The sequence below is a fragment of the Bacillus sp. NPDC077411 genome (genome assembly GCF_044543425.1).
Taxonomy (GTDB): Bacteria; Bacillota; Bacilli; order Bacillales; family Bacillaceae_G; genus Bacillus_A; species Bacillus_A bruguierae.
Map to the genome: position 1 here is coordinate 17,587 of NZ_JBITWA010000007.1, position 26,979 is coordinate 44,565.

Annotated in this window: 22 protein-coding genes and 1 pseudogene; 8 read left to right on the plus strand and 15 right to left on the minus strand. The window is 36.1% G+C overall.

Annotated features, from left to right (window positions below; translation table 11 throughout):
- Positions 1-128 precede the first annotated feature (128 nt).
- Positions 129-5,390, minus strand: coding sequence for a lamin tail domain-containing metallophosphoesterase family protein (locus ACIGHG_RS11240; RefSeq protein ID WP_396548477.1), 5,262 nt, complete (start codon positions 5,388-5,390; stop codon positions 129-131).
- Positions 5,391-5,505: 115 nt separating this feature from the next.
- Positions 5,506-6,600, minus strand: a complete 1,095-nt coding sequence (mutY, locus tag ACIGHG_RS11245) for an A/G-specific adenine glycosylase (RefSeq protein WP_396548479.1) — start codon at positions 6,598-6,600, stop codon at positions 5,506-5,508.
- A 146-nt stretch (positions 6,601-6,746) separates the two neighbouring features.
- Here mutY and ACIGHG_RS11250 point away from each other — a divergent pair, with 146 nt between their 5' ends.
- The gene (locus tag ACIGHG_RS11250; RefSeq protein WP_090916967.1) at positions 6,747-7,727 is read left to right on the plus strand and encodes a metal-dependent hydrolase; all 981 of its coding nucleotides are present in this window, start codon (positions 6,747-6,749) and stop codon (positions 7,725-7,727) included.
- A gap of 26 nt (positions 7,728-7,753) precedes the next feature.
- Here ACIGHG_RS11250 and ACIGHG_RS11255 read toward each other — a convergent pair whose 3' ends face one another.
- A complete protein-coding gene (locus ACIGHG_RS11255; RefSeq protein WP_090916965.1) occupies positions 7,754-8,020 on the minus strand; it encodes a YfhJ family protein in 267 nt (88 codons plus the stop codon).
- 239 nt (positions 8,021-8,259) lie between these two features.
- Here ACIGHG_RS11255 and sspK point away from each other — a divergent pair, with 239 nt between their 5' ends.
- Together sspK and ACIGHG_RS11265 are read left to right on the plus strand one after the other, a co-directional pair.
- On the plus strand, positions 8,260-8,418 hold the full coding sequence (gene sspK / locus ACIGHG_RS11260; protein ID WP_090916964.1) for a small, acid-soluble spore protein K: 159 nt from the start codon (positions 8,260-8,262) through the stop codon (positions 8,416-8,418).
- A 35-nt stretch (positions 8,419-8,453) separates the two neighbouring features.
- Positions 8,454-8,606, plus strand: a complete 153-nt coding sequence (locus tag ACIGHG_RS11265) for a YpzG family protein (RefSeq protein WP_090916962.1) — start codon at positions 8,454-8,456, stop codon at positions 8,604-8,606.
- 62 nt (positions 8,607-8,668) lie between these two features.
- Here the strand turns inward: ACIGHG_RS11265 and ACIGHG_RS11270 are convergent, their stop codons facing one another.
- Together ACIGHG_RS11270 and recX are read right to left on the minus strand one after the other, a co-directional pair.
- Entirely contained in the window at positions 8,669-8,989 is a 321-nt protein-coding gene (locus ACIGHG_RS11270; RefSeq protein ID WP_336472828.1) for a YfhH family protein, read from the minus strand.
- A gap of 11 nt (positions 8,990-9,000) precedes the next feature.
- Positions 9,001-9,813 carry a recombination regulator RecX gene (gene recX, locus ACIGHG_RS11275; protein ID WP_336472829.1) on the minus strand — a complete coding sequence of 271 codons (813 nt, stop codon included), beginning with the start codon at positions 9,811-9,813 and terminating at the stop codon, positions 9,001-9,003.
- A gap of 80 nt (positions 9,814-9,893) precedes the next feature.
- On the opposite strand from recX, the gene ACIGHG_RS11280 reads away from it, so the two are divergent.
- From ACIGHG_RS11280 to ACIGHG_RS11295, 4 genes are all read left to right on the plus strand, one after another.
- The gene (locus ACIGHG_RS11280; protein WP_396548482.1) at positions 9,894-10,796 is read left to right on the plus strand and encodes a TIGR01777 family oxidoreductase; all 903 of its coding nucleotides are present in this window, start codon (positions 9,894-9,896) and stop codon (positions 10,794-10,796) included.
- 53 nt (positions 10,797-10,849) lie between these two features.
- Complete coding sequence (locus ACIGHG_RS11285; protein ID WP_090916956.1) at positions 10,850-11,974, plus strand: amidohydrolase; 1,125 nt, start codon at positions 10,850-10,852, stop codon at positions 11,972-11,974.
- Between the two features lie 250 nt (positions 11,975-12,224).
- Positions 12,225-12,782 carry a GNAT family N-acetyltransferase gene (locus ACIGHG_RS11290; protein ID WP_336472831.1) on the plus strand — a complete coding sequence of 186 codons (558 nt, stop codon included), beginning with the start codon at positions 12,225-12,227 and terminating at the stop codon, positions 12,780-12,782.
- 67 nt (positions 12,783-12,849) lie between these two features.
- Positions 12,850-12,972, plus strand: a complete 123-nt coding sequence (locus ACIGHG_RS11295; RefSeq protein ID WP_090916953.1) for a YfhE family protein — start codon at positions 12,850-12,852, stop codon at positions 12,970-12,972.
- Positions 12,973-13,347: 375 nt separating this feature from the next.
- On the opposite strand, the gene ACIGHG_RS11300 is transcribed toward ACIGHG_RS11295, so the two are convergent.
- From ACIGHG_RS11300 to ACIGHG_RS11340, 9 genes are all read right to left on the minus strand, one after another.
- Positions 13,348-14,511: a diglucosyl diacylglycerol synthase gene (locus ACIGHG_RS11300; RefSeq protein ID WP_090916951.1), complete on the minus strand. Its 1,164-nt coding sequence runs from the start codon at positions 14,509-14,511 to the stop codon at positions 13,348-13,350.
- A gap of 412 nt (positions 14,512-14,923) precedes the next feature.
- Positions 14,924-15,655 (minus strand): pyruvate formate-lyase-activating protein, encoded by a 732-nt coding sequence (pflA, locus tag ACIGHG_RS11305; RefSeq protein ID WP_336472832.1) that lies wholly within the window; start codon positions 15,653-15,655, stop codon positions 14,924-14,926.
- A 66-nt stretch (positions 15,656-15,721) separates the two neighbouring features.
- Positions 15,722-17,971 carry a formate C-acetyltransferase gene (pflB, locus tag ACIGHG_RS11310; protein ID WP_336472833.1) on the minus strand — a complete coding sequence of 750 codons (2,250 nt, stop codon included), beginning with the start codon at positions 17,969-17,971 and terminating at the stop codon, positions 15,722-15,724.
- 340 nt (positions 17,972-18,311) lie between these two features.
- Complete coding sequence (locus tag ACIGHG_RS11315; protein WP_336472834.1) at positions 18,312-19,871, minus strand: glycosyltransferase family 2 protein; 1,560 nt, start codon at positions 19,869-19,871, stop codon at positions 18,312-18,314.
- The gene (locus ACIGHG_RS11320; protein ID WP_336472835.1) at positions 19,864-20,829 is read right to left on the minus strand and encodes an NAD-dependent epimerase/dehydratase family protein; all 966 of its coding nucleotides are present in this window, start codon (positions 20,827-20,829) and stop codon (positions 19,864-19,866) included. The genes ACIGHG_RS11315 and ACIGHG_RS11320 overlap by 8 nt, the downstream gene beginning before the upstream one ends.
- On the minus strand, positions 20,826-22,073 hold the full coding sequence (locus ACIGHG_RS11325; protein WP_336472836.1) for a nucleotide sugar dehydrogenase: 1,248 nt from the start codon (positions 22,071-22,073) through the stop codon (positions 20,826-20,828). Before ACIGHG_RS11325 ends, ACIGHG_RS11320 begins: the two co-directional genes overlap by 4 nt.
- Positions 22,063-23,604 (minus strand): glycosyltransferase family 2 protein, encoded by a 1,542-nt coding sequence (locus ACIGHG_RS11330; RefSeq protein WP_396548486.1) that lies wholly within the window; start codon positions 23,602-23,604, stop codon positions 22,063-22,065. The genes ACIGHG_RS11325 and ACIGHG_RS11330 overlap by 11 nt, the downstream gene beginning before the upstream one ends.
- A gap of 10 nt (positions 23,605-23,614) precedes the next feature.
- Positions 23,615-23,809: a hypothetical protein gene (locus ACIGHG_RS11335; protein ID WP_090916937.1), complete on the minus strand. Its 195-nt coding sequence runs from the start codon at positions 23,807-23,809 to the stop codon at positions 23,615-23,617.
- Positions 23,810-23,826: 17 nt separating this feature from the next.
- Complete coding sequence (locus tag ACIGHG_RS11340) at positions 23,827-24,225, minus strand: DUF2642 domain-containing protein (protein ID WP_336472838.1); 399 nt, start codon at positions 24,223-24,225, stop codon at positions 23,827-23,829.
- A 228-nt stretch (positions 24,226-24,453) separates the two neighbouring features.
- On the opposite strand from ACIGHG_RS11340, the pseudogene pyk reads away from it, so the two are divergent.
- Positions 24,454-25,863, plus strand: a pseudogene (gene pyk / locus ACIGHG_RS11345) (pyruvate kinase); the annotation flags it as partial.
- A gap of 293 nt (positions 25,864-26,156) precedes the next feature.
- Here the strand turns inward: pyk and ACIGHG_RS11350 are convergent.
- The gene (locus ACIGHG_RS11350) at positions 26,157-26,975 is read right to left on the minus strand and encodes a sugar ABC transporter ATP-binding protein (RefSeq protein ID WP_396548489.1); all 819 of its coding nucleotides are present in this window, start codon (positions 26,973-26,975) and stop codon (positions 26,157-26,159) included.
- Between the last annotated feature and the right edge of the window lie 4 nt (positions 26,976-26,979).

Below are 26,979 nucleotides of genomic sequence, written 5' to 3' on the forward strand. Positions count from 1 at the left end.
ACCAATCGGGCTTTTATGGGCAGTTTATCTCCCACCTACCTTCTTTGCTTTTGCTGAATTTTGAGGTGGGGGTATTACTGCCCACGAATAGCGGGATAAATTTCTTACGATTTTAAAAAACGTGTTCCCTAACTTGGGAACACGTTCCATCTCCTACCTTTCTTACCTGTTGTAAAGGACCAAACTGGTGAAGTTACTTGACCACCATATCGGTCTTCGACTTTCATATACCATTGATACGTCGTATTTTCCTTTAAGTTCTCCCATTTTACTTTTGCGTTGCGCCAATTTGCTACAAAATTATCTTTACCAATTACTTCATTCGTGTACACGTTTACTTCTACATAATCTGTTGCAACTTGTTTTATCGCAGGTTTCAAATCAACGTCTAATTCAAATTCATCTTTTCCTGGATACTCTTCTGGTTTATAAAAATTATATTCATTTAAATATGGAGAGTACGTTTTGATATACATTTTGTTTGCGGTTGTATCAAATTGCAAAAGACGCATATAACCTTGTCCACCCTCTGGACCACCTTGATAATCCGCTAACATTTGATATACTTTACGATCTGCGATTCCGTCCCCATTATCATCAATTTCATCAACTAATGTCTCACTATCATGATAATGTCCGCTCAACACAGCTAACACATTTTTATTCGGTTTAACTACTTCATTAAAAATTTTGTCGCCAATCGGACTACGATTACCTGATACAAGTAAATATTCGTGGAATGATAAAATTACTTTTCGATTTGGATATTTCTGCAATACTTCCTTCATCCATTGAATATCTTCATCTGTAATGCCCCATCCCATATACATCATAATAAAATCGTTACCTTTTGCTGAAATCAAATCATAGTGTCCACGGTTATCCTTATAACTTTCACCGTAAAATGCCTTATCTTTAAAACGCCAGTCCCCAAAATATTTTGAGTATGCTGTATAGTCCTCATCTTTATGATTTACATCATGATTCCCAGCCAACACACCATACGGTACTTTCGCATTCTCAAGTACTTTCATATATTCATCTGCACGCTGCCATTGAAATTCTTGATATGACTTATCAACAAGGTCTCCCGTATGGAACACATATTTAATATTTAATGGATCTTTTTGCGCAGCAATCCAATCAACCTGACTTTTATAAATATGTGGATAACTTTCGGAATAATACTGTGTATCAGACATCCATACAAATGTGTAATCAAACTTATTTGGTGAACTTGGAATTTGGTCTTGCACGATAACACTTACTTTTTGATCTTTTACATATTCTTTTGCTAATACAGCACCTTTTAATTCAAAATCCTTGTCTCCAGCAATTTTCGATATAAGTTCTGTCCACTTATTTGTCATATAGTTCCAAGCATACATTGTAACTTTTCTTCCTTCTAGAGAACGACCATACCACTTTACTTCTACCGTATCATCATTTCTCACATCATCAGCAACTGTTACATCAAAGCGATGGTACGGGAATTTCTCTGTTGATTCCGTTGTATAATATTTCCCATCTTTTTTACTAACTTTACTTAGCTGATCTTGGTCAAAGCTTTTCTCACCATTTACAGCAAATGCTTGTGGTGGCTCTTGCTCTATTGCATTTTCGGTAATTTTCATATGATCTGTTTCATTCGGCTTATACGAATACCCTTTATAAAATGTTGCCTTCATTGCATCATTTGTTGGATCAATTACTTTCGCTTCAAGTGTCGGACTCGTATTCACATTTTCCTCTCCGTCTTTAGGTGCAATCGGAGTAGGATCTGTTGGATTTTCTGCCCAGGTTTCAAACATAACTGTCTTTTCTTGACGATTCCCTACTTGGTCCTCCGCCTCCACATGTAGCTCATGCTTTCCTGCTGCTAATTGTGCAGATGATGTTTCGTACGGAGTTATAATCTCTTTACCGTCCAATATAACTTTTTTATTTTTTACTCCTGCTATATCATCCGTAACTGTTACATCGATTGGAATTTTCCCTTTATATTTTTTTTCGTTCTGTACCGTAGTAGAAATCTGTGGTGGTGTGTTATCAACTTTTACATTCGCAATGACTTCTTTATTTACCCCATCTTGCACTGCAATTCGATGATTTCCATCCTTTTCTTGTTTTGTATCCCATAAATACGCGTTCGAAATAAATTTGTCTTCCGGAACCTGGAATCCGAACGTAAATACTGGTGTTGATGTATCTCCATCACCAACTGATAACTCCTGATTTGGATTTGCAAAGTTCGGATCATATAAAGTCGTTCCATCCGCTAATACAAGGCGAACATTTTTCAAATAAAAATCATCTTTGTTCTCTTCCACTCGATCATCAAATGGAGACGTTTTTGTGCCAGATCGAATATCAATTTTGAACGGTTCATTATATTTAATTTTTGATTGATCAATTTTTACAGTTAATGTGACATAATCACTATACGTATCATCAAATACACGCAACACTTCATTTCCAATTGTGACTGCGTTTTTAAAATACAAGTCAGTTTGTTTTACATCGAAAGCAAAATAGGCAGGCTTCTCTAGAGCACGATATGTGTTCGTCTCTACTTTCTTTCCGTCCACTAAAAGAGAAAGCTGTTCAGACCCAACCGACGAAGAGGTTCCTTTTAATAAAACTTGATTTGCGACCACTTCATCATCTTTTACATTAAGACGAAGAGGGCCTTTATCTTTCTCACTAGCTATTTGCACTGCGTACATATCACTTTTTACTACATGTAAGCCATCAGAAGCTTCCAAGTAATATGTTATTTTCTCTTTTCCAATTAATTCAGGTGAGTAAATGGTATAATAATATTTTTTATCTACACGATTCTCTACTAAATTTTCAACTTTATATTCTGCATTAGGATTCGTTTTGTAATATAATTTCACACTTTTAACTTGTTCGTTATCAAGAACAGAAAAACTCAATTTATGATCTTGAAATTCAGAAATTAGCCCTTCTGCCGGTTCATGTGAAATTGTCGGCGGAATTGCATCTGCCTTCAAAGCAACTCGTTCAGCCGGTACTTGCCCTTCGAATACAGTTCCAGGAGATGCATTATGCTCTGCACTACTAATCTTTTGCATCATTTGTGAGCCATCTTGAGGATAGCGATATAAAATTCCCTTATTTGCTTTCACATCAGCTTGGTTTGCTTGATCATTGTAGTAGGCAGCTGCAATTTCTTTCCCCGTCTTTGTTGCAACGACAATGCCACGGGCACTTCCATTCGCCATTCCATTTGAGTATATTCTAACAATATTTTTATTTTCTACTAAGTTCACTCCAAATTGTTTATTAAAATCAGCTACATTCTTCTCATTATTTTCACCATTTATAATCCAAAATACGAGAGATTGCCCTGATGGAATTACAACATCATCTGGAGTGGATCCCCAAATGAGATCCCCCTCTGGTCCTTCAGATGGATAACGATACCGAATTGTATAATCCTTAAAATTAAGATCCTGCTCGCTATTGTTATACACTTCAATAAATTCATATCCATCTGCTTTCCCAACATTCGTCGTGTCTGGCGTCACTTCGGTAATCAAAAATGGCGGTACGCTTTGCGGATCTATTTTTTTATGCTCTATTTTTGTTTCATAGGATTTTTCAATTGTTTCTTGATTACCTTGCACGACAATTTTATAGAATAATGAGTTTCCCCATAGCTCTTTTTGAGGAATTGTCACCTTATAAATATCGCTATTTCCTTCTTTATTCATCTGCAATTTTTTGTGTGTTAATTTGCCATCTTGAGTATATAAAACGGCTACATTTTCCCCAACTTTAATCGTTGCAGTAATAATTAGATCCTTTGCTTCGGTATGAGTAGGTGATGCTGTATGCTCAATCGTAACGCCAACTTGATCTGATTGTTTTACTGGCTCTAACGGTACTTGAAATGGTATTTGCACAACAGGTGTTCCTTTTTCAAACAAACCTACTTTTTGCATTTCAACACTTTCAGGCTTGTATGCATAAGCAACACTCTGACCAACCTTTACATCCGATTTTTCATATGTTGCAGATGATAAAACTGTTCCGTACTTATCAGCAAATTGAATGGTTCTTCCAGCACTATTAGACATCCCATCTGATTCAATTTGAAGTACTTGTTCTTCAGTTATATTTCCACCGTACGCTTGAATAAAATCTTGTTTTGATACCCCTGCATTTCCTTCATTTTTAATCCAAAACACTCTCGTTTCTTTTGATGGGATTGTTGCATTTTCTGTGAAATTCCAATCTTCACTTCCAGTTTCTGAATACTGATAAATAAGTTTATAATCTTTCAATTGTATTGCTTCACTTGAATTATTGTATATCTCTATAAATTCATATCCATCTTTCCCATTTACATTTATCGTATCTGGCATTAGCTCAGTAATCATAACTGGCCTATTCTTTGTATAATCTTCTACTTGATGCTGAACAGTACTTACATATTGTTCTTTTTCTGGAAAGGTAATAACCTTTCCACCCTGTTCAATTTCAAACCAATATGTAAACGTATCAGACCAAATATCTGACTTTTGAACAACAGTGGAGTACCGATTATTCTCACCTTTATTCATTTTCAGTTTTTTCACTAACAAACCGGAGGCACTACGATATACAAGGTTTACTTTTGCCTCATCGTATGTACTTGCTAACTGAAGTTCAATCGGTAAATCCTCATGTGCATTAATTTTCACTTTAGGTACATGCGCTGTTTCTTGTAATGGCTTTTCTTTTTGATTATTATCTTTTTGTGCAGGCTCTAGTTGTTTGGAGTTTGGCTGGACTGCCTCTTTTTGTGTGGATTCTGTAGATGCTTTTTCTTTTTTGTGTGATTGGAATGTAGTGTAAGTCCCAGGGGATGGTATTTCATTTTTTATTTCTTTCTTTGTTTCTTTCCAAAAAGAATGAATTGATATATCTTTATTCTCTTTTCTTGTTTCAATGACATCTACCGTTTTATTTTTCTCATTCGTTACTTCAATCCTAATTTGTTTATCACTTAAATCCTCAGTAGCAAATAAAACTTGATCTTCCTTTATTTCTGTCTTATAGCGCTCATTAATCTCATTAACTGTTTTATTTCCAAATAAGATTAACTTCGTTTCTTTTGGTTGTACAGATTGCTTTTCATTTTCCTCTTTAAATTTTAGCACTTTTCCATTGACCTTCAGTTGAACATTCTTCATATCCATAACTTTCGTCGATAAGTTATACAATTCGATATAGCGTAGATCATCTGTATAATGAACTTCTGAAATAAAAGCTTGCTGATTTTGTTCCTTCTCCTCAGCAAGAGTGACATAGCCTGACCCAGCTAATGTTTGAAGCAAGAAAGTTGCTACAATTGCTGAACGGATTGCTTTTTTAAACATTTTCTATCCCCCTTTACATTTTTCATTACAGCTTTCATTGTATTTGTCATTTGTTAAGAAAATATGAAATATTTGTAAGAAATTGTTATATTTATGTCGAAAAAAACTCCAACCATTATGGTTGGAGTTTTTTGACACATTCTTCAAAAATTGTTCGATGTGATTTCGAAATTGGTAATTGTTCAAATTCTTGGATCGTTATCATCTTTAAACGATCTGCTTCAGTAATGGTTCCTGTTACGGTGCCGTAAAATACAAATATATCCCACGTTCTATGAGTAAATGTATGCTGGACATTCATGGCATACTCATCAATAGAAACGGAAAGAGAAAACTTCTCTTTCATATAGTCTGTAAATTGTTGTTTATGATTACGGATACCTTCTCCAATTTCTACATTAGGAAATTCCCACATGTTAGCAAGTAATCCTGTACTCTCTCTTTTATTAACTACATATTTACCATCTTCTGTACGCAGGACACCGGCAACAAGCGGCACCATTTTCGGCGCCTTTGCTTTACTTTTTACTGGCAACTCCTTTTGTACTCCTTCTGCAAACGCGCGGCAATGTTCCCGAACAGGACAGAGAAGACAAGATGGGTTTTTAGGAATACAAATAAGTGCCCCTAGTTCCATCAGCCCTTGGTTAAAATAAGATGGATTTTCTTTTGAAATGATTTGACGAACAACATCTTCAAATACTTTACGTGTTTTTGGTTTTGCAATATCATCCCAAATTGACAAAATACGTGATAATACACGCATCACATTTCCATCAACAGCCGGCTCTGGAATCCCGTAAGCGATACTTAAAATTGCCCCTTTTGTATAGGGTCCTACACCTTTTAACTTTTCAATTTGTTTTACATCACTAGGAACCTTTCCACCATATTGTTCTTTTACTTCTTTTACGGCAGTGTGTAAATTACGTGCTCTCGAGTAATAACCAAGTCCTTCCCACGCTTTTAACACTTCTTCATCCTCAGCATTAGCTAACGCTTCTAACGTTGGAAACTTTTCCATGAAGTTTGCGTAATATGGTTTTACAGCTTCAACCCGCGTTTGCTGAAGCATAATTTCCGAAACCCAAACACGATACGGATCTTTATTCATACGCCATGGTAAATCACGCTGTTCTGTTTCAAACCAACTGATTAAATCATGCCGAAATTTTTCTATGTTAAAGTCATCTAATATCTCAAGCTTCAAACTTGATCCCCCTCATTTTTGCATATACGTACTATTATAAAGAATTTAGGAGAAAATTTAAGTAAGTAGTTGTAAGAAATAAAAGGCAAATGCCTTGTGATATAGAATAAAAAGAGTTACATTAATAAAAAACGGAGGTGGTTTTCATGGACACAGCCACTCATCTTGTCATGGGCGTTACATTAGGAAGCTTAGCAACGCTAGATCCAGCGCTCAGTCAAAGTGACTTCGGACCACAAGCTGTGATGTTTGCAACAATTGTCGGCTCAAACATCCCTGATATTGATACTGTTTTAAAATTAAGAAACAATGCAAAATATATTCGAAATCATCGCGGGATTACTCATTCTATCCCGGCCGTTATTTTTTGGTCATTTTTTGTTAGTGGGATTACTTTTGCAGTATTTCAAAGCCCTCCCTATCTTCACATTCTTCTATGGACATTTATTGCTGTGTTTCTTCACGTTTTTGTTGATATTTTCAATGCATATGGTACACAAGCACTACGACCTTTCACTAAGAAATGGGTAGCACTAGGTGTTATTAATACATTTGATGTAGTGATTTTTTTCATTCATACATTAGCAATTGCCTGTATGCTTGTCGGTGCAAATAAAGGTTATGCCGGAGCAGCTGCTTATATTTTAATGACCATTTATTATATTGGCCGAATTATGATGCGCCAAAATGTAAAGAATGTCGTAAAGAAACGGTTCCGTGACGTTGAACAAGTCATCATTTCACCGTCATACCGCTTTTATCATTATCACTTAGCTATTGTTACAAAAGATCATTATTTTGTTGCCCGTTGGCATCGCGGTAGTATTATGGTTCATGATAAATTCGAGCGCATTCCATTACCTGATAACGATGTCATTCGTGCCGCTCAAAAAGATGAAAACATTTCAGCATTCTTATCATTTTCTCCTGTCTATCGCTGGGATATTTTTGAATACAACGATTATTATGAAGTTCGCTTTATTGATCTGCGCTACCGCAGCAAAGATTATTATCCGTTTGTTGCCATTGTTCAGCTGAATAAAGATTTTGAAATTATGAGTTCATACACAGGATGGATTTTCAGCGAAGAAAAACTACGCAAAAAGTTAGAATTAATTCCCCATTAAAAAAACGACCAAAATTGGTCGTTTTTTTAATGTTTTACATGATTTTCTTGATTAATTAAATGACTGTACTTTGGATTATTCGTTTGTATTTCATGTAAACGCGCCCCTTGGTTGTTAATCCACGCTCGCACAACTTTTTCTGTCATTTCAATTCCTTGATACGTTCCTACTTTTGCATATGTCGCACCAAAGTCCTCCCATAACAATTCAATCCAAGTACGTGCTTGAGAGTAAGAAAGAGAAGTATTTTTTTCAAGAAGTTCTTTCGTTAATTTTTCAAAAATATCGTTCATGTTATATCTCCTTTAGTCAATTCATTCATTTTTTTCAACATATAAGTCACGGCTATGCAAAACACAACATGACCGCTTCTACGCGTGGCCAGTTGTTCTCGCCCACCTAAAAGAAAGGGGTTTTTTGTATAGTTTTTATATCGTTTTTTTATTTGTATTTCTCTAGAATATTTTCTCTCACATTGCACAATCTATAAGTGATACTTTTTGTATCAATTTGTAGCGAGGGGGAGTTCCTCTTGGGCAAACAATCTGAAATTTGGTCTGAATCCAAAAACAACAGCAAAATCAACGGTCCTACACAAGCAAAAGCTCGTTTTGCTTCGAAACGACCTAACGGCACTATTAACACGCATCCACAAGAGCGAATGCGTGCCGCTAATCAAGAAGAAGCATAAATGTTTATCGATAACTTCTTATACGAGGTGATAAAATGAGCTATCGTAACCATTTAGACCGTCATTCTGAATTATTCGCTCCAACGTGGGCTCGTCCAAAACATGCAAAAGCGCAAGTAAATGGACAAACGCAGCAAACGCAATCTCTCATTATTTTGGCAAATGAGATGAGAAAACGTCAATTTTAACTGCCTATCTCCTTTAACAATTACAAAAAGTGAAAACTAGAGCAGCCAAGGCTCTCTAGTTTTCACTTCTTTTGCAATAACGAAATAGGAATTCCAATTTCCTCTGTTTCATTTTGTTTGTGCCCCCAAGCAAATACCCCATTAAAATACGTAATCGTAAACGATGTCCCTGGTTCTTCTACAAGTTCATATGTTTCGCCAACCTGAAATTCATTTATATCTGTCATATAAGCACGTGCCATCGCAATTTTTCTCATTAAAACATCAAATTCATTTACAATGCCAAGTTGTTCTGCTTTTACTGCTCGCTCTTTTAAAATGCCAATTTCTTCTCTTAATTCATGTGGTGTCATCTCACTATAGCGCTTTGGCATATTTCTCATGTTTTTCTCCCTCATCTCTCTTCACGTTTCATTTGAATAAACACTTCTATTTCATCAATCGAAAATCCCTTTCGATATAACGCTTGCTTCATCTTATTTTCATACGTCCAACCATCATATTTCTTATATTTTTCATGATATTTATTACCATGATATATAAGAGCTTCTTCTTGTTTTTTATCATCCTTTTCATCTTTTAGTTCTTCTAAACAAATTTGAATGATATCACGCCCATACCCTTTGCGTACTAACATCTCTTCTAATTTTTGTTTCATTTGTAGAAAAGAATGTTTTTGGTAAGACTTTTTCTTTTTTTCTATAAGTACAAGAGCATTTTCAATTTGCTTCTCCTCGGGATACTCCTGTAAACTATGGGTAATCATTACATCCGAAATCCCTTTACTTAACAGTTCACGTCTAATTACAATTGGTCCTTTTTGGCTCACATTGCTATGCGTACGCACATATGCAATTGCATACTCTTTATCATTAATATAACGGTCACGTAATAGTTTTGAAATAACTTCAGAGATGATGGCCTGTCCAATTTCTTTTTTCCGTAATTGCTCTTCTACTTCTTGCTTCGTTCTCATTTGATGCGATAAATAAGTAATTGCATATAAATATGCTTTTTGTACTTCTTCATCATATAAAATATTTGTTAATTCAATATCATCAAATTCCAAACCTTTTTGAAGCCCATGCTTTATTAAGGTCACTTGATCAACACTGAAACCATATTCTTCTCCATGACCTTTATCAATGTAAATATTAAATCTTTCTTTCGTTCGTTTTTGTACTTCTATTTTTGTAATGACAGCCATAAATTTCACCTCAATATCATTTTAACATACATGAAACAAATTTGAATTTCTTGAATATATATAATGAGGAGGGATTTCTCTTGGAAATTGCTATTTCTGGAGGAACAGGTTTTATTGGAAAAGCACTCACTTTATATTTAGCAAGCAAAGGACATACCGTATACATCCTGACACGTCAATTAAGAGAAAATCATTCCCCTGCAAATATTCAGTATATAAAATGGAATGCTAATGCTGCAGAATTCCCGCTTCCTTCCGTTGATATCGTTATTAACCTTGCCGGAGAACCTATTAATAATGGTCGCTGGACTAAGAAACAGAAAGAAACAATTATAAATAGTCGTTTAAACACGACAAGGGGCTTAATTAAACAATTACAAACATTACGCCAATACCCAAACACGTTTATCAATGCAAGTGCAATTGGCTATTATGGTACATCAGAGACAGTTACATTTACAGAAGATCATTCCAAACAAGGGAATGATTTTTTAGCCACTACAGTACAATTATGGGAAGAAGAAGCGAGTAAAGCAGCCGACCTTGGTATTCGTACTATTTATACGCGCTTCGGTATTGTTCTTGGCAAAGATGGAGGAGCACTACCGAAAATGTTACTTCCATATCAACTCTTTATTGGAGGAACAATCGGTTCGGGAAATCAATTACTTTCTTGGGTTCACCTTGAAGATGTTGTTCGAATGATTGATTTTGTGATTCACACAAAGGAAATAAGCGGTGCATTCAATATTACAGCTCCTCACCCTGTAACAATGCAGGAATTTGGAAGAACAATCGCGACTGTGCTGCATCGACCACATTGGTTGTCAGTACCTGCGATTGCACTTAAAACCCTGCTCGGCGAAATGAGCATCCTTATTTTACAAGGACAAAGAGCATTACCTCAAAAGGCAATACAACACGGATATACACATTCTTATGCTACTTTAGAACATGCTCTTCAAAATATTGTATTGCACTAATAATTTCCGAATTTACCCTAGAAAAAACTTGCATAAAAACTAAAGAGGTTATTATGAAAACATTATTTAAGCAAGCGACTGTTTATCCTATTACATCCCCTAAATTGCAAGGTGATGTATTAGTAGAAAATAACAAAATTGTTGCATTAGAACGATTTATTGAAGTTAGCGAAGATATGACTGTTATTAATGCACGCGGCCTTCATCTTCTTCCAGGCTTTATCGATGTGCATACACACCTTGGTTTATATGATGAAGGAACAGGATGGGCTGGAAATGATGCAAATGAAACAGCAGAAGTCCTAACTCCTCATATTCGTTCTTTAGACGGCATTCACCCCTTTGATATTGCTTTTCAAGATGCCCTGCAAAACGGTATTACAACCGTACATGTTATGCCTGGAAGTCAAAATGTAATCGGCGGAACAACATGCGTCATAAAAACAGCAGGAAATAGTATTGATCATATGGTCATTCAAGAACCTGCCGGTTTAAAAATTGCGTTTGGAGAAAATCCAAAACGCATGCATAGCAACGGAAACAAAGAGTCTATTACCCGTATGGGAATTATGGGAATGCTGCGAGAATCCTTTTATGAAGCAAAGCATTATGGGAATGATACCGACTTTCGAATGATCCCTATCTTGCAAGCGCTCCGCCGCGAAATTCCTATACGCGCCCACGCCCACCGTGCCGATGATATTTTATCTGCTCTTCGCTTTGCTAAGGAATTTAATCTTGATTTACGTATTGAACACTGTACAGAAGGCCATCTCATTGCTGATAAATTAGCAGGCCACGCTTTAAAAGTATCTGTCGGTCCAACATTAACACGCCGTTCAAAAATTGAAATTAAAAACAAATCTTGGCAAACATATCATACTCTATCTACTCATGGGATTGAAGTCTCTATTACGACAGATCACCCCTATACCCCCATTCAATATTTAAATGTTTGCGCCGCTATCGCTGTGCGAGAAGGATTAGATGAACATAAGGCTCTAGAAGGAATTACGATTATACCTGCCCGCAACTTACGTTTAGAAAAGAAAATCGGTAGCATAGAACCTAGAAAAGACGCTGACCTTGTCCTGTGGACTCATCATCCTTTTCACTATTTAGCCAAGCCTGTATTAACAATGATAGACGGAAAAATTATCCATACAAAAAAATCATAAAAACTAGTTTATTTTTTTCATTAGATGAAGTATTATACGATTATAAACTGAATGAAACCATGATCAATTTGTGTCGTGACTAGTAATTTCAAATTGATGAATGGGGAAGGCAAATGGTGCGCCACCAGCATTGTAGACTGGTTCTAGTGGGTTCGATTCCCACCCCGAAATTTTTTTAAGTTTTATATAAAAATTTCGAGGGTGGGGTGTTTTTTGTCGTCATGCTACCCTCTTTTTAGGAGGAGATAGTATGCTAAAAAAACGTGACCTACATGACAGCCACGTTCTATATGATTTGATGATTCACCCTGATGTCTTCCCCTTTGTGCGTCAAAAGGCATCTTCTTATGACGAATTTTTGTTTTTAACAAAACAAACGATTGAGGCTGAAGAGCGCGGAGAATTAATTTCACGCACAATTATTGATGAATGGGGAAATCCAATCGGAACAATAACCTTATTTGACATCGAAGAAAAAGCAGGTTTTCTTGGCACTTGGCTCGGCAAACCATATCACGGAAAAGGTTATAATAAGCCAGCAAAAGACGCTTTCTTTAGTGAACTTTTCTATGAACTAGATATTGAGACTATTTTCATGCGAATTCGCAAATTAAATACTCGTTCTATTAAAGCTGCCGAAAAACTACCATACGTCAATCTAGCAAATGAAACACGTAAATGTGTATACGATCAAATTAACGCAAACGGTGAAGTATATAACTTATATGAAATTCCAAAAGATCAATACACACTACACACAATGCGCGAAGCAACATTCCAAGACGCTCACCATTTAAAAGAAGCGTAATCTATGTATATCTCCCTCTGTCATTGGTAACGATAGGTAATAACTTTATGACACGAGGTGAACTGTAATGGATAAGAAAAGACGTGAAAAATCAAAAAGTAAATTATCTAGCACACAAGAAGTTCTCTATCAACGTGAATTCAAAAGAGCAGATCGTGCTGCTGGGTATAAACCAAAAGGAATTTTTTAGCATATCGCTACCTCTCGTTCAGAAGAGGTAGCTTTTTTTGTGGAAAACTTTATCCACAAAATTACTGAACATGTGTATAAATTCGAATATCTTTTCTATAAAAGAGGAATTTAACCACAGTTAGCTTGTTTGATTTGTGGATATATTTACTAATTTTTGTGGATATTGTGGATAATTTTGTTAATATTTTAAGTTTACTGTATATTGAAAGCGGATTCTTATGTGGATAAAGTGATATTCACATTCGCCTTCTTTCTTTTCTCAAAATCTTGATGCAAGTATCAACTCTCACAAATAGTGAGATACAACTATACAAACGTTCCCGAAATAACGAAAAAAACCTCCTTCTACTCAGATAGAAAAGAGGCTCTTATATTAAGTAAAAGATTGCACAAGGGCTGATGAACGTACTGGTGAATGTACCCGTACGTGATTTTCCTCTAAAATAGAATCCACAATATGAAACGCTGGTTCCGGACGATAAATGCGTTTCATCGCTTCTTTCATTTGCAATAACTTCATATCATCTTGTAATAATTCTTTCGTTTTCTGAAAGATTTCATGATCTTCACGAATAACAACTGCTGCACCTTGTTTTTCAAAATACTTCGCATTTTCATTTTCTTGTCCTGGTACTGGTTTATATAAAACGACAGGTACTTGCAAAGCTGCTGCTTCACTTAATGTAATCCCTCCTGGTTTTGTAATCATACAAGAGGTAATACGGAACAGCTCATCAATATTCTCCACATAACCGAATACTTTTAGTGCATCTGGGTTGCTTTCCTGTAGTTGTAGCAAATCTTCTTGCAATGCTTTATTTTTCCCACAAACTACGGCTATCTGTAGATTAGGAACTGATAGAAAGGACTGACATAACTCTTTTACACTTCCTAGCACTCCATGTGCCCCTGCTACAATAAGTAAGGTCTTTTTGTCTCGTGACAAATCATACTTATCATACAAAGCTTCTACATTAACAGATGCTTCAAAGTTTTTACGAATCGGAATTCCTGTTTCTACAATTTGCTCAGCAGGTACTCCTACTTCTACCATAATGTCCTTCACATAATCTGTTGCGACAAAATACCGATCCACTTCTCGGTGAATCCATATTTTATGCAAGCAAAAATCAGTAAGTACATTATAAACAGGAATAGAAATACCTGTTTGTTTTTTTAGCTCTGGCACCGCAATGATTGGAAATGTATTAATAACAATATCGGGTTTTTCAGCATGTAATATCGCTTTTAAACGTTTTCGCCCAAAATTAGCATACCATGATGCAATTTTTTTATCGTAAATTTTTTCAACGCCGTAATAAAATAAGCGGTATAGCTCTTTCCCAATTGTATAGCTTTTTAAATATAAATATTTTGTAATATCTGTTATGACAGGATGTGATTCACTAAAAAGATCGCATACAATTACATCCTTAAGTCCTCTTTGACGAAATGTTTGTTCTAATGTTTTTGCCACTTGTACATGACCGTTACCGTAATGTGCTGTTAATATTAAAACCTTGGGGTTTTTAATCAAACAAATCCACTCCTAGCTTTTTCGGTCTTTTATATTGTACCTGTCACAATATAAAAAACAATTTCCTTATAATTTTGCATGTTTGAATTCCAACGATTTCCCGCTGGATATGTACCTGTCGTGGATATACAAAGCATATGTTATTGACCCCTTAATCCCATCTGCTCATATCTTAACATTATACTTTCCTATAACTGCTTTCGCAATAACTTGACATTTATCTATACTCCATGATACGCACTATACTATTTCTTAATTCTTTCTATTGTTTCGTTTTCCCTTTACATTTTCGTAAATTTATCCATATCATTTCTTTACAAAAATAGTCATTATATAATTTAAGTATACTCTTTTCCTTATTTTTACTCTACTATTTATCGAAAGAAAGCAAAAAGCCTAATCCAAAATTGGATTAGACTGCTCCTAAAATGCTTTTTGCTTTTTGAACACATTCTTCCGTTGGAGGCTCTACTCCTTGAAGAGGATACTTGTGACCTAGTGCCTCCCATTTATAGACCCCTAACTTATGATACGGCAATACTTCTATCTTTTGTACATTATCAAGACTTTGGATAAAGGCTGCCAATTTCTCTAGGTCTTCTGTACTATCAGTAACTCCAGGTACAAGTACATGACGCACCCAAATTGGTTTCTTTTTATCTGATAAATAACGAGCAAATTGTAAAATATGTTCGTTCGGTTTTCCTGTTAATTTGCGATGTTTTTTTGAATCAATATGTTTTAAGTCAAGTAATACCAAATCTGTATATTCCATCAAAATATCTAGTTTTCTTTGGAATTCTTCATCTTCAGAATAGCACCCACCTGAAGAATCAATTGTCGTATGAATGCCGATCTCTTTACATTTCTTAAACAGTTCAATCAAAAAGTCTAACTGTAATAGCGGCTCACCGCCACTTACAGTAATACCACCGCCGGAAGCTTCCATAAAAGGAATGTAACATGTAACATCCTGCATCACTTCTTCGACTGTTATTTCTTTCCCTTTACCAATTTCCCACGTATCCGCATTATGACAATATTGACAACGTAGTAAACACCCTTGCGTAAAGATGATATAACGAATCCCTGGGCCGTCAACAGTACCACAAGACTCAACAGAATGAATTCTTCCTTTTACCATGTTACTTCCTCCTCTATTAAAACAGCTCCCCTCTGCCCTACGAAAAACAGAGGGAAACTTTTTTACTTACATGCTTTCGTGCATTGTACGGTTAATAACGTCAATTTGTTGTTCACGAGTTAACTTAATGAAGTTAACAGCGTAACCAGATACACGAATTGTTAATTGTGGATATTTTTCAGGATGTTCCATTGCATCCATTAATGTTTCACGGTTAAATACGTTAATATTTAAGTGATGTCCTTCTTTTACAGCATACCCATCTAACATAGATACTAAGTTGCGAATTTGTACATCTTCTTCTTTTCCAAGCGCTTTTGGAATAATAGAGAATGTGTTAGAAATACCATCTCTTGCCTCTTCATATGGTAATTTCGCAACAGATAATAATGATGCTAGTGCACCTTTTGTATCACGGCCATGCATTGGGTTTGCACCTGGTGCAAATGGTTCACCAGCACGACGGCCATCTGGTGTGTTACCAGTTTTCTTACCGTATACAACGTTAGATGTGATTGTTAAGATTGACATTGTATGAACAGAGTTACGATATGTTTTATGCTTACGAAGCTTGTTCATAAATGTTTTTACAAGGTTTACTGCCATTTCATCTACACGGTCATCGTTGTTACCGTATTTAGGAAAATCTCCTTCGATTTCAAAATCAACAGCAATACCGTTTTCATCACGAATTGGTTTTACTTTCGCATATTTAATTGCACTTAAAGAGTCAGCTACTACAGATAATCCTGCGATACCTGTTGCCATTGTACGAATAATCTCTGTATCATGAAGTGCCATTTCGATACGCTCATAGCTATATTTATCATGCATGTAATGAATTACATTTAATGTATTTAAGTAAAGACCTGCTAACCATTCCATTGTCACATCGAATTTACGCATAACTTCTTCATAATCTAATACTTCAGAAGTAATTGGTGCATATTCAGGTGCAACTTGTGCTTTTGATTTTTCGTCTTTACCACCGTTGATCGCATATAATAATGCTTTCGCTAAGTTTGCACGTGCTCCGAAGAATTGCATTTGTTTACCAATTCTCATTGCAGATACACAGCAAGCAATACCGTAGTCATCACCATATTCTGGGCGCATAATGTCATCATTTTCATATTGAATTGCAGATGTTTTGATAGACATTTTCGCACAGTAGTTTTTAAAGTTCTCTGGTAATTGTTTAGACCAAAGAACTGTTAAGTTTGGTTCTGGAGCTGGTCCTAAGTTATCTAATGTATGCAAGAAACGGAATGAGTTTTTCGTTACTAATGGACGACCATCAAGTGAAATACCACCGATAGATTCTGTTACCCAAGTTGGGTCACCAGAGAATAAATCATTATAATCAGGTGTTCTTGCGAATTTCACAAGACGTAATTTCATAATAAAGTGGTCAACAATTTCTTGTGCTGTTTCTTCTGTTAATGTACCGTTTGCTAAATCTCTTTCAACATAGATATCTAAGAAAGTAGATGTACGGCCAAGACTCATTGCTGCACCATTTTGCTCTTTAATTGCTGCAAGATAACCGAAATATAACCATTGGAATGCTTCTTGTGCATTTGTTGCTGGTTTAGAAATATCAAAACCATGAGAAGCTGCCATTTGTTTTAATTCTTGAAGGGCACGCATTTGCTCAGATAACTCTTCGCGTAAACGAATTGTCTCTTCGCTCATTACACTGCTCGTTAAGTTTAAATCTGCTTTTTTCATTTCAATTAAACGATCAATACCGTATAATGCAACGCGGCGATAGTCACCAATAATACGACCACGGCCATATGCATCTGGAAGACCTGTAATAACGCCTGATTTACGAGCTGCTCTCATTTCTGGAGTATAAGCATCGAATACACCTTGGTTATGCGTTTTACGATAGTCTCTGAAAATACGGCTTAGTTCTTTGTCCATTTCGTATCCGTAAGCTTCACAAGATAGCTCTGCCATACGAACACCACCGAATGGTTGTAATGAACGTTTGAATGGTTTGTCAGTTTGGAAACCAACTACTTTTTCAATATCTTTATTTAAATATCCTGGACCATGTGATGTAATAGTAGAAACAATTTCTGTATCCATGTCAAGGACGCCGCCATTGTCACGTTCTTGTGTTGTTAAATCCATTACTTGATCCCAAAGTTGTTTCGTCGCTTCTGTTGCAGCGGCTAAGAAGGTATCATCACCTTCATAAACGTTTATGTTATTTAAAATGAAGTCGCGAACATCAATCTCTGCTCTCCACTTTTCACCTTTAAAGTTTTCCCATGCGTTTTTTACATTTTCTAATACTTCAGTCATCCTAATCTCCTCCATTTTATGATTAGTACAGGACTAAGAATTTTTATATAACAGCTTACGTATTTAGGATACTACTTTTTAAAAAAAGTGAACGTTAAAGTTGTGACATGTTTGTGAATAATTGAGCAAACTCCTATTTACATAGTGAAAACATCATTTGAAACTTTGGTAAATTAGCCCTCTTTTAGCAATTTTATTTTTTTGGCATTCAAATAAAGGAATCCTTCTCTGTAGTATAAGAATCGTGCCTATTGTAAACTGTAATACTCTTCTCTTTTATTCTGTTATAGTTTTTTGAAACAGAATAAATAAAGGTGTACCTGTTTCGGCACACCTTTTTTCATTCCAATTCCCTCTTACGCCCTCCATCATGAAAACCACCTCGAACACCAAGTTCCTCTATCACACATGACATACCTTCTATATGGTCCCCTATAATTCGAAGTACAGCAGGAGCATGTCCTTTCACTGCAAAATGTTCGCTCGGACGAATGCGATTCAGCTGATCCACATCCACGCGATGCACACAAGAAATTAAAAAGCCTGCTAATATCGCCTTTACCTGTGCTACACATGGAGATAATAAAGCATCAAACCCAATACACTCTAAACAACTCCTACTAAACGCATTTGGTACAGCTACTAGCGAACCTATCCCTAAATCTTTTCGATTGCAAGCTAAGTTTAAAGCATATTTTAGCGCCGTAACAAGGTGTAATGGCGCTCGTAAATCCAAATAGTAATTTAAATCATTCAATACCACATCTTGCCCGTCTGCAACCGCTTTGGCAAAAGGATACAAATCTTTTGCAGGTATCACAAAATCACCATCAATAAATAGTAAAATATCCCCCTTAGCCATTTGAGCACCTATAGAACGCCCTACATCATTTCCAAGTCTTTCTTCATATACAACAGTTGTAGCTCCGCACTGCTTTGCAATCGTTGCTGTTTGATCATTTGATCCATTAACAAGAACGATAATTTCAAGCGGTTCAATTTTACGTGCTTCTTGAATAACCATTGCAATTGTCATTTCTTCATTTTGAACAGGAATGATAATAGAAAGTTGTTTACCATTATATAAATTAGATTGAACACCCCAACCTTTATAATACGGCGGCAATGCTTGATCACCGAGCTTTTGCAAAGCTAATACAATATCTCTTCTCCTATTTCCATCTGTATATACTCCTCGGCTATCATAATTAGCCAACCATTCGCCCAATGCTTCTATATGATCCCCTATCATTCGTTGCTCTGCATGTGCAAGTTGATCCCCATATGCTTCATGCTCAGCTGGACGAAACTTGTTTGGAGTAATGACATCAATTGCACAGTGCCTCTGTATTCGCCATTTTTGTGTTATTAAACGAACATGCGCAACAATCGGATTACATAATGCATCATAACCAATACTTTCTATCGCTTCTTTCGTTATCGCATGCGGTACTGATAAAATTGAATCAATTTGTAAATCGGCTCGGTTCACTATATCGTTCAAAATTTGTCGCCAGACGGTAATTGAATACGGACGTTGTTTTTTCTTAAATAAAGCGTCAAAATTATTTAGAATCACGTCTGCTTGTCCATGTAAAATGGGATTGAGAAAAAAACTGAGGCTAGATGAAGGAATAGGAAAATCACCGTCTAAAAATAGCAAGACTTCACCCTTGGCACACTTGGCGCCGACTGCACGACCGACGTCATTTCCAAACACTTCGTTACTACTTAATACTGTACAACCCAGCTTTTTTGCAATTCGTTCCGAATCATCTGTACATCCATTCGCAACAACAATAACTTCAAGCGGATTCAGCTCCTTTGCAGAAAGGATTACCTCTCGAATAGAATCGGCTTCATTATATACAGGAATAATAATAGATAACGACTTAACCATATAATTCTTCACGAAACCAAGTGATGGTTTTCTGTAATCCTTCTTCAAATGACACCTTTGGTTGAAATTGCAGTAAAGTAGTTAACTTCATTACACTCGGACGTCGATGTGGAATTTCTTCAAATCCATCAGGATATACTTCCTCAAATGGAAGATAAATAATCTCCGAAGAACTTTGAATTGTCTTTCGAATAATTTCAGCAACTTCTTGAATAGAAATTTCATGTTCAGAACCAATATTAATAATTTCACCATTTACTTTCTCATCCATTGCTCTAATTGTTGCTTCTACTGCATCTGTTACATACGTAAAACAGCGCGTTTGTGCACCGTCCCCATATACAGGAACTGCTTTATCTTGCAAAGCTGCACTAATAAACCTCGGAATAACCCCTGCATACGGACCATCTTTAGCGCGTGGTCCATATATATTAAAATACCGGACAATTGTTACTGCCAATCCTTGGCGAGCGTAACTTAAACAAAGCGTTTCTTCTAACGTTTTACAAATCGCATAGCTCCATCTAATTTTTGCAGTTCCACCATATAGACGATCACCCTCCTCTAAAAAAGGTGGTTTTGCTTTTCCATACACTTCAGATGTGGACGCAAATACAACTTTTTTCTTCCCTTTTAAAGCAGCTTGCAAAATATTTCTCGTCCCGTCAAAGTTTGTTTCAATGAGCTCAACGCTTTTTTCCATCGTGCTTCTTACACCTAAAATAGCCGCTAAATGAAATATGACATCATGACTTTGAACCAGTTTTTCAATTTTCTCTTTATCTAACACACTTGCTTTTACAGTTGAAATTTTCTTCATTAACTCTAAATGATATTTACGTTCTCCTTTATAAAAATTATCTACAATCGTTACATCATAGCCACGATGCAAAAGCTCTTCGGCTAAATGAGAGCCAATAAAGCCAGCTCCTCCTGTAATTAAACATCGCTTTTTCATATATTCACCTGCTTTAATACGCCACGTGTATCTAATACTTTCTTTGCTTGTTTAATTAACTTCCAATCAATAATAGAATGATCTGTTAAAACAACTACAATATCCGCTTGATCAATCGCTTCCTTCGTTAATAAAATAGATTCATAACTTTTACCAGAAATGTTTGCAACCGGAATATATGGATCATGATACGACAGGTTATATCCTTCCTTTTGTAACAAGTCGGCAACTATAAGAGCAGCTGATTCGCGTAAGTCATTTACATTTTTCTTATAGGCGAGACCTATTAACAACACGTTTGCCTTTTCTGTTATTTGTTCTTTTACTTGTTTCACAATATGTTTCGGCATTTCCTCATTAATACGGTGTGCAACATCAATAAAATGACTAACCAGACCATATTGTTTCACTTTCCATTGGAAATATAACGGATCAACGGGAATACAATGCCCACCAATTCCTGGCCCTGGCCAATACGGTGTGAATCCAAATGGTTTCGTCGCTGCTGCTTCTAAAGCCTCACGAAAATCTATTTGTAACGCCTTACATAATAAATCCATTTCATTTACCAATGAAATATTAACGAGCCGTTGTATATTTTCAAAGAGCTTGCACATTTCAGCAACTTTCGGCGTGCTAACTGGCACTATATAATCAAATATATCTCCATATAATTCCATAACTTTTTTCTTACACAACTCTGTTTGACCACTTACAACTTTTGGAATAGATTGTACTGTATGTGTCGTATTTGCAGGATCAATACGTTCAGGGGAATATCCGATATAATAATCTATCCCAGCCTTTTTACCGCCTTTTGATAGAATCGGAATAACTACTTCTTCTAACGTACCTGGATATGTTGAACTTTCAAAAATGAAGGTTTGGCCCATTTGAAGATGTTTTTGAATATAATGCGAGGCGGAGATGATGGCACTTAAATCTGGTTCACCATTTTGATCTATCGGTGTTGGCACCGTTACAATGATGTGAGTACTTTCTTCAAATGCTTTCACCCCTTTTTCTGGGGTTGTTGCTCTAAAGCCGCCCTGTTTAACTAATTGCTGCAACACTTTAGATGTAACATCAGGGATGTAACTAAAACCGTTTTGAATGCTTTTTATTTTCTCTTGATCTTTGTCTAATCCTACTACCTTATATCCTTTCTGCGCAAAATGAATCGCCAGCGGCAAACCGACATATCCTAAACCGATAACCGCCACTTTGCGATGATTAATTTCCATGCTCCTCTTCCTTTCTAAGTTGGTCTATAATCACCCTGTCACGTTCACCATCTGTAAAACTTCCTCGTTTATCTGTATGTTTTAATAAATAAGCTATAGCTTCTAATTGATCCCCGAAAATACGATCAAAGGCGGGTATTCGTCCGTTCACAACATGATGTTGTTCTGGACGAATTCGATTCGGTTTTACAACATCAACATAATGAATAGCTTGGATAGAAAAACCTGCTAATATCGCTTTTACTTGAGCTAACGGCGGAATGATTAATGCTTTATAGCCAATTGTATCTATTACTTTTCTATGAATCGCATGTGGAACAGCTGTTAAAGAGTTGTTCCATAAGTCCGGACGCTTTACTGCTAGGTTTACAAAATATTTTCCAGCGCTAATTGGATCCACTGGATGAAACTCCTCTAACAAACATTGCATGTCATTTAATGCTATATCAACACCATTATCGATAGCTTGTATAAACGGCAATAGCTCTTCAGCTTGAATAACAAAATCGCTATCAATAAATAAGAGAACATCTGCCGTTGCACGCATCGCTCCGATTGCTCTTGCAACATTATGACCAAGCGCTTCCCGAAACTCTACTACAATAACCTGTTCTGCTTTAGCCTTTTGAATCGTCTCTTTATCTGCACCATTAGCAACCACAATAATTTCATCAATTCCTGCTCGCTTTACTTCTTTAATAACAGCTGTAATTGTTTCTCGTTCTGCACCAGCCGGAATAACTGCACTATATTTTGCCTTTTTTTCTTTCGGAATAAAACAAGTGTAATCACTTACAACATCCCGATTTCGTTCACCATCTGTAAATCCACCCCGCGTGCCATATATTTCAATCATATGATGCAATGCACGCAAATGGTCTCCCATAATACGGCTTGTCGCTTTTGGATAAGGTGATCCAGGGGATGTCCCTGTATGAACGGGGCGAACCTTATTAGAATGAATGACATCTACAGATCCTAAGTCCCCAATGGTCATCCCTTTTATAACGGCCATTGCTTGAAATAATGCTGGATCTGCTAAATTCCACCAGCCTATTTTCTCAATCACAGTTCTTTTTATCGCATGTGGGATGGCAATGAGTGAACCCACAACAAGCTCTTTTCGATTTAAAAAACGATTTAACATAAGTTTACTCACTGTTGTATAATGTGGACGAATCTTCAAATAAACAGACCATGTTAAATTATTAACTGCAATATCTTTTCCTTGTTTAATACATTGAATAAATGGTAGTAACTCTTGATGCGAAATAATAATATCTCCATCTAAAAATAAAATAATTTCTCCTTTCGCTTCCCTTGCTCCAATTGCCCGGCCAACATCATTACCTAACGAGTTCTTACTATAAATGACTTTACATCCGAAGCCCTCTGCGATTTCTTTCGTTCGATCGGTAGATCCATTATCGACAACAATTATTTCATAAGGTTGTACCTTTTTTACTTCTTCTAGCACACCTCCTATCGTTTGAGCCTCATTATGTGCTGGAATCACAACAGACACACGCATTTTCTTCCTCCTAACTATACAATCGAACATATGAAACAATTGGAATTCTTACAATAACATCTTCTGGTGGACCATAAGACGGAGCTGTTCGTATAATAACTACTCCATCTGTTACAGATAAAATAATTCCCGTCACAGCTTCTCCAACAAGTACAACTTGAGCAAGTTGTCCCACATGAGACCGTAATGCATCAATAAACTTCATTTTCTTCCCTCCTATCCCTATAATTCACGAATTGAAAGAATACTTGTAAATGGTAATAAAATAATGCTTCCTGCTGATTCTTGTAATGTTAAAAAATCATCTCCTACTTGTGAAATTACACCTGTTAAAATGCCAACTGTTACAGTAATTTCAACTTCTTTTCCTAGCAATTGCTGTGCAATTTCTTTAAATGGAGAAACATTACATTCTTTTAAAATAAGGCAAATGATGTTTTGAAATTCCTCAGACTCAATATATTCTTTGACACCTTTTTTTGTATAAAATTCTATATAATTTGCAAACTGTGATGAAAATAATATTTCTTCTAGAGCAGGCATTAACTTTTCATAAAAAAAGCAATCTAATTGCTCCCGAATAACCCGTGCAAGTTTTTGCCAACTTTTGAATAGAGACACTACCCTTTCCTCCTATATCCAGTTTGTTGTATGGACAACTTATCTACACTTATCAAGGTATACAGAAATGCTAATTTTGGTACTAAACAAATTGCACATTTTTTATAAAACAAATCACATACCTATACATGAAGTGCATATACAATTGCCAACATAATAAGGTGAAACTTCAAACTTGTATTGAACTTACTATCCACTAATAGGTGACTTAAAAAGGAGGAATTTTATATGCGAAAAACAAAAATTGTTTGTACAATTGGACCTGCAAGTGAACAATACGAGACATTGCTTTCTTTACTAGAATCCGGAATGAATGTGGCTCGGTTAAATTTTTCTCATGGAACGCACGAAGAACATCAAGCACGTATAAATACAATCCGAAAAGCCGCAGTAGCCTCTAAAAAGACCATTGCGCTCTTACAAGATATTAAAGGACCAAAAATTCGTACAGATGAATTTGAGGGAGGACAAGCAGAATTACTTGAAGGTGCAACTGTCACTGTTTCAATGAAAAAAGTTCTCGGAACACCTAAACAATTTTCCGTCACATATGCAGGTCTATATGATGATGTAGAAGTAGGGTCTCATCTATTACTCGATGATGGATTATTAGAGCTAGAAGTAACAAACAAAGATAATGGTGAATTACAAACGAAAGTTATACACGGTGGAATACTTAAAGATCATAAAGGTGTAAACGTACCAAATGTCAAAATCCGACTCCCTGGTATTACTGAAAAAGATAAACAAGACATTATTTTTGGCATAGGGCAACAGATTGATTACATCGCAGTCTCTTTTGTACGTAAAGCGACTGACATTTTAGAAGTACGCAATATATTAGCAGAGCATAACGCCTCGCATATTCGTATTATCGCAAAAATTGAAAACCAAGAGGGAATTGATAATATAAAAGAAATTGTAGAAGTTACGGATGGAATTATGGTTGCACGTGGTGATATGGGGATTGAAATCCCTGCAGAATATGTACCGATCATTCAAAAACAATTAATTCACACTTGTAATACGTTAGGAAAACCAGTCATTACAGCAACACAAATGCTTGATTCTATGCAAAGAAATCCAAGACCGACAAGAGCGGAAGCATCAGATGTAGCAAACGCCATCTTTGATGGAACAGATGCAATTATGCTTTCAGGAGAGACAGCTGCCGGTGAATATCCAATAGAAGCAGTACAAATGATGGATAAAATTGCTCTGCAAGTAGAAGAATCTTCTTTATTCCAAAACCAAAAGCAATCACTTCACAATGACTACAAACAAATAACAGAAACAATCGGTGCTGCTGCTGTCCAAGCGGCTTATTCTTTACAAGCAAAGGCAATTTTAACACCAACGAAAAGCGGTTATACAGCACAAATGATTTCAAAATACCGTCCGCGCACTCCGATTATCGCAACAACATCTGAACAATGTGTTATGCAGCAACTCGCACTCGTATGGGGCGTATATCCATTTTTCACTGCACCAAAACAAACGACAGATGAAGTAATTGAACAAGCATTATGTAACGCTAAAGAACAACAGCTTATCACTGCGCAAGATATCGTCATTGTAACAGCAGGTGTCCCTGTCAACGAACGTGGAACAACAAATCTGCTGAAAATTGAGGTTGTTAAATAAAGAAAAACTTGTATAAGTTAAAAAGCTGATAAACCACTCTTCTTTTTAGGGGGGGACGAGAGCATCTGGCCGCGCATAGAAGCGGTCAGGGTCTTTTGCAAGATTTTAAAACAAAGAGAGAAAGCAAGAGCGGGTCATGTTGTATTTTTCATAACCGTGATTTCTATGACGAAAAATTAAAATGAATTTATATATAAATAAGTATTTCAATGCCCGCTAGCAGAGTAAAAAAGGCAGATACACTATGTCATCTGCCCTTCTTTACTTTACCATAATTTAAAAGATATCTAACTATTTTTCAATGTCAGTATTGCAGCTACCGCATAATATAAAGCCTTCTCGTACTTTGTGGTTTCCACAATTGATAAATCAACAAGCGATCCACCACTAGCCGAAAAATATTCAATCGCTTCTACTGGAATTGCATCTTCCTTTACTTCAATATAACTCCCATCTTTCCATTGTCCCTTTTGGATATTCGCATACAAATCCCCATTAATTTCGCCAATTTCTTCATCATGCTCAGTCAGTAAGAGCCACTTCAACTTTTTTAAGCTTAATGTTTGTTTCAACTCACAAATCTTATTCCCTGCTAAGTCATAAAACGTATAAGAAAGTGGGATGCCTGCTCTTTGCTTTACAATCAGCATCTCTTCTCCCAGTTCGTTATACAAAACAAAGCGCTTTTCATTTAATGATTTCAAAATAAACGATATGAAAATCTTCCATAATTTTTGTAGTTTTGTTTCATATTCTTCTCTTAATATCCCCATTGCATTTCCATCCATTGAAAAGTATGTAACTGTAATCACTAAAGATACTTCTCTTCGTACAACGAATCGATGTTGATGCAAGAGCGACGCTGCTCCTTCGATACAAATTGTTGTACCAATTTTCTTCGCCCTCTCTCTTTCTACAAAACTATAAATCATAAAAAGAAAGGCCATTATAATCATACTAATAAAGGTCATCGTATCTTTGTTCCATTGGAAATGCGGCGTTCGAACATAATCAAGGATAAACGCTATAATAGCAATTAAAAATATAAAAATAGAAAAAAGAAATAACCTTTTTCCATTCCGGGCATGGTGCTCATGGATCCCCATTTTT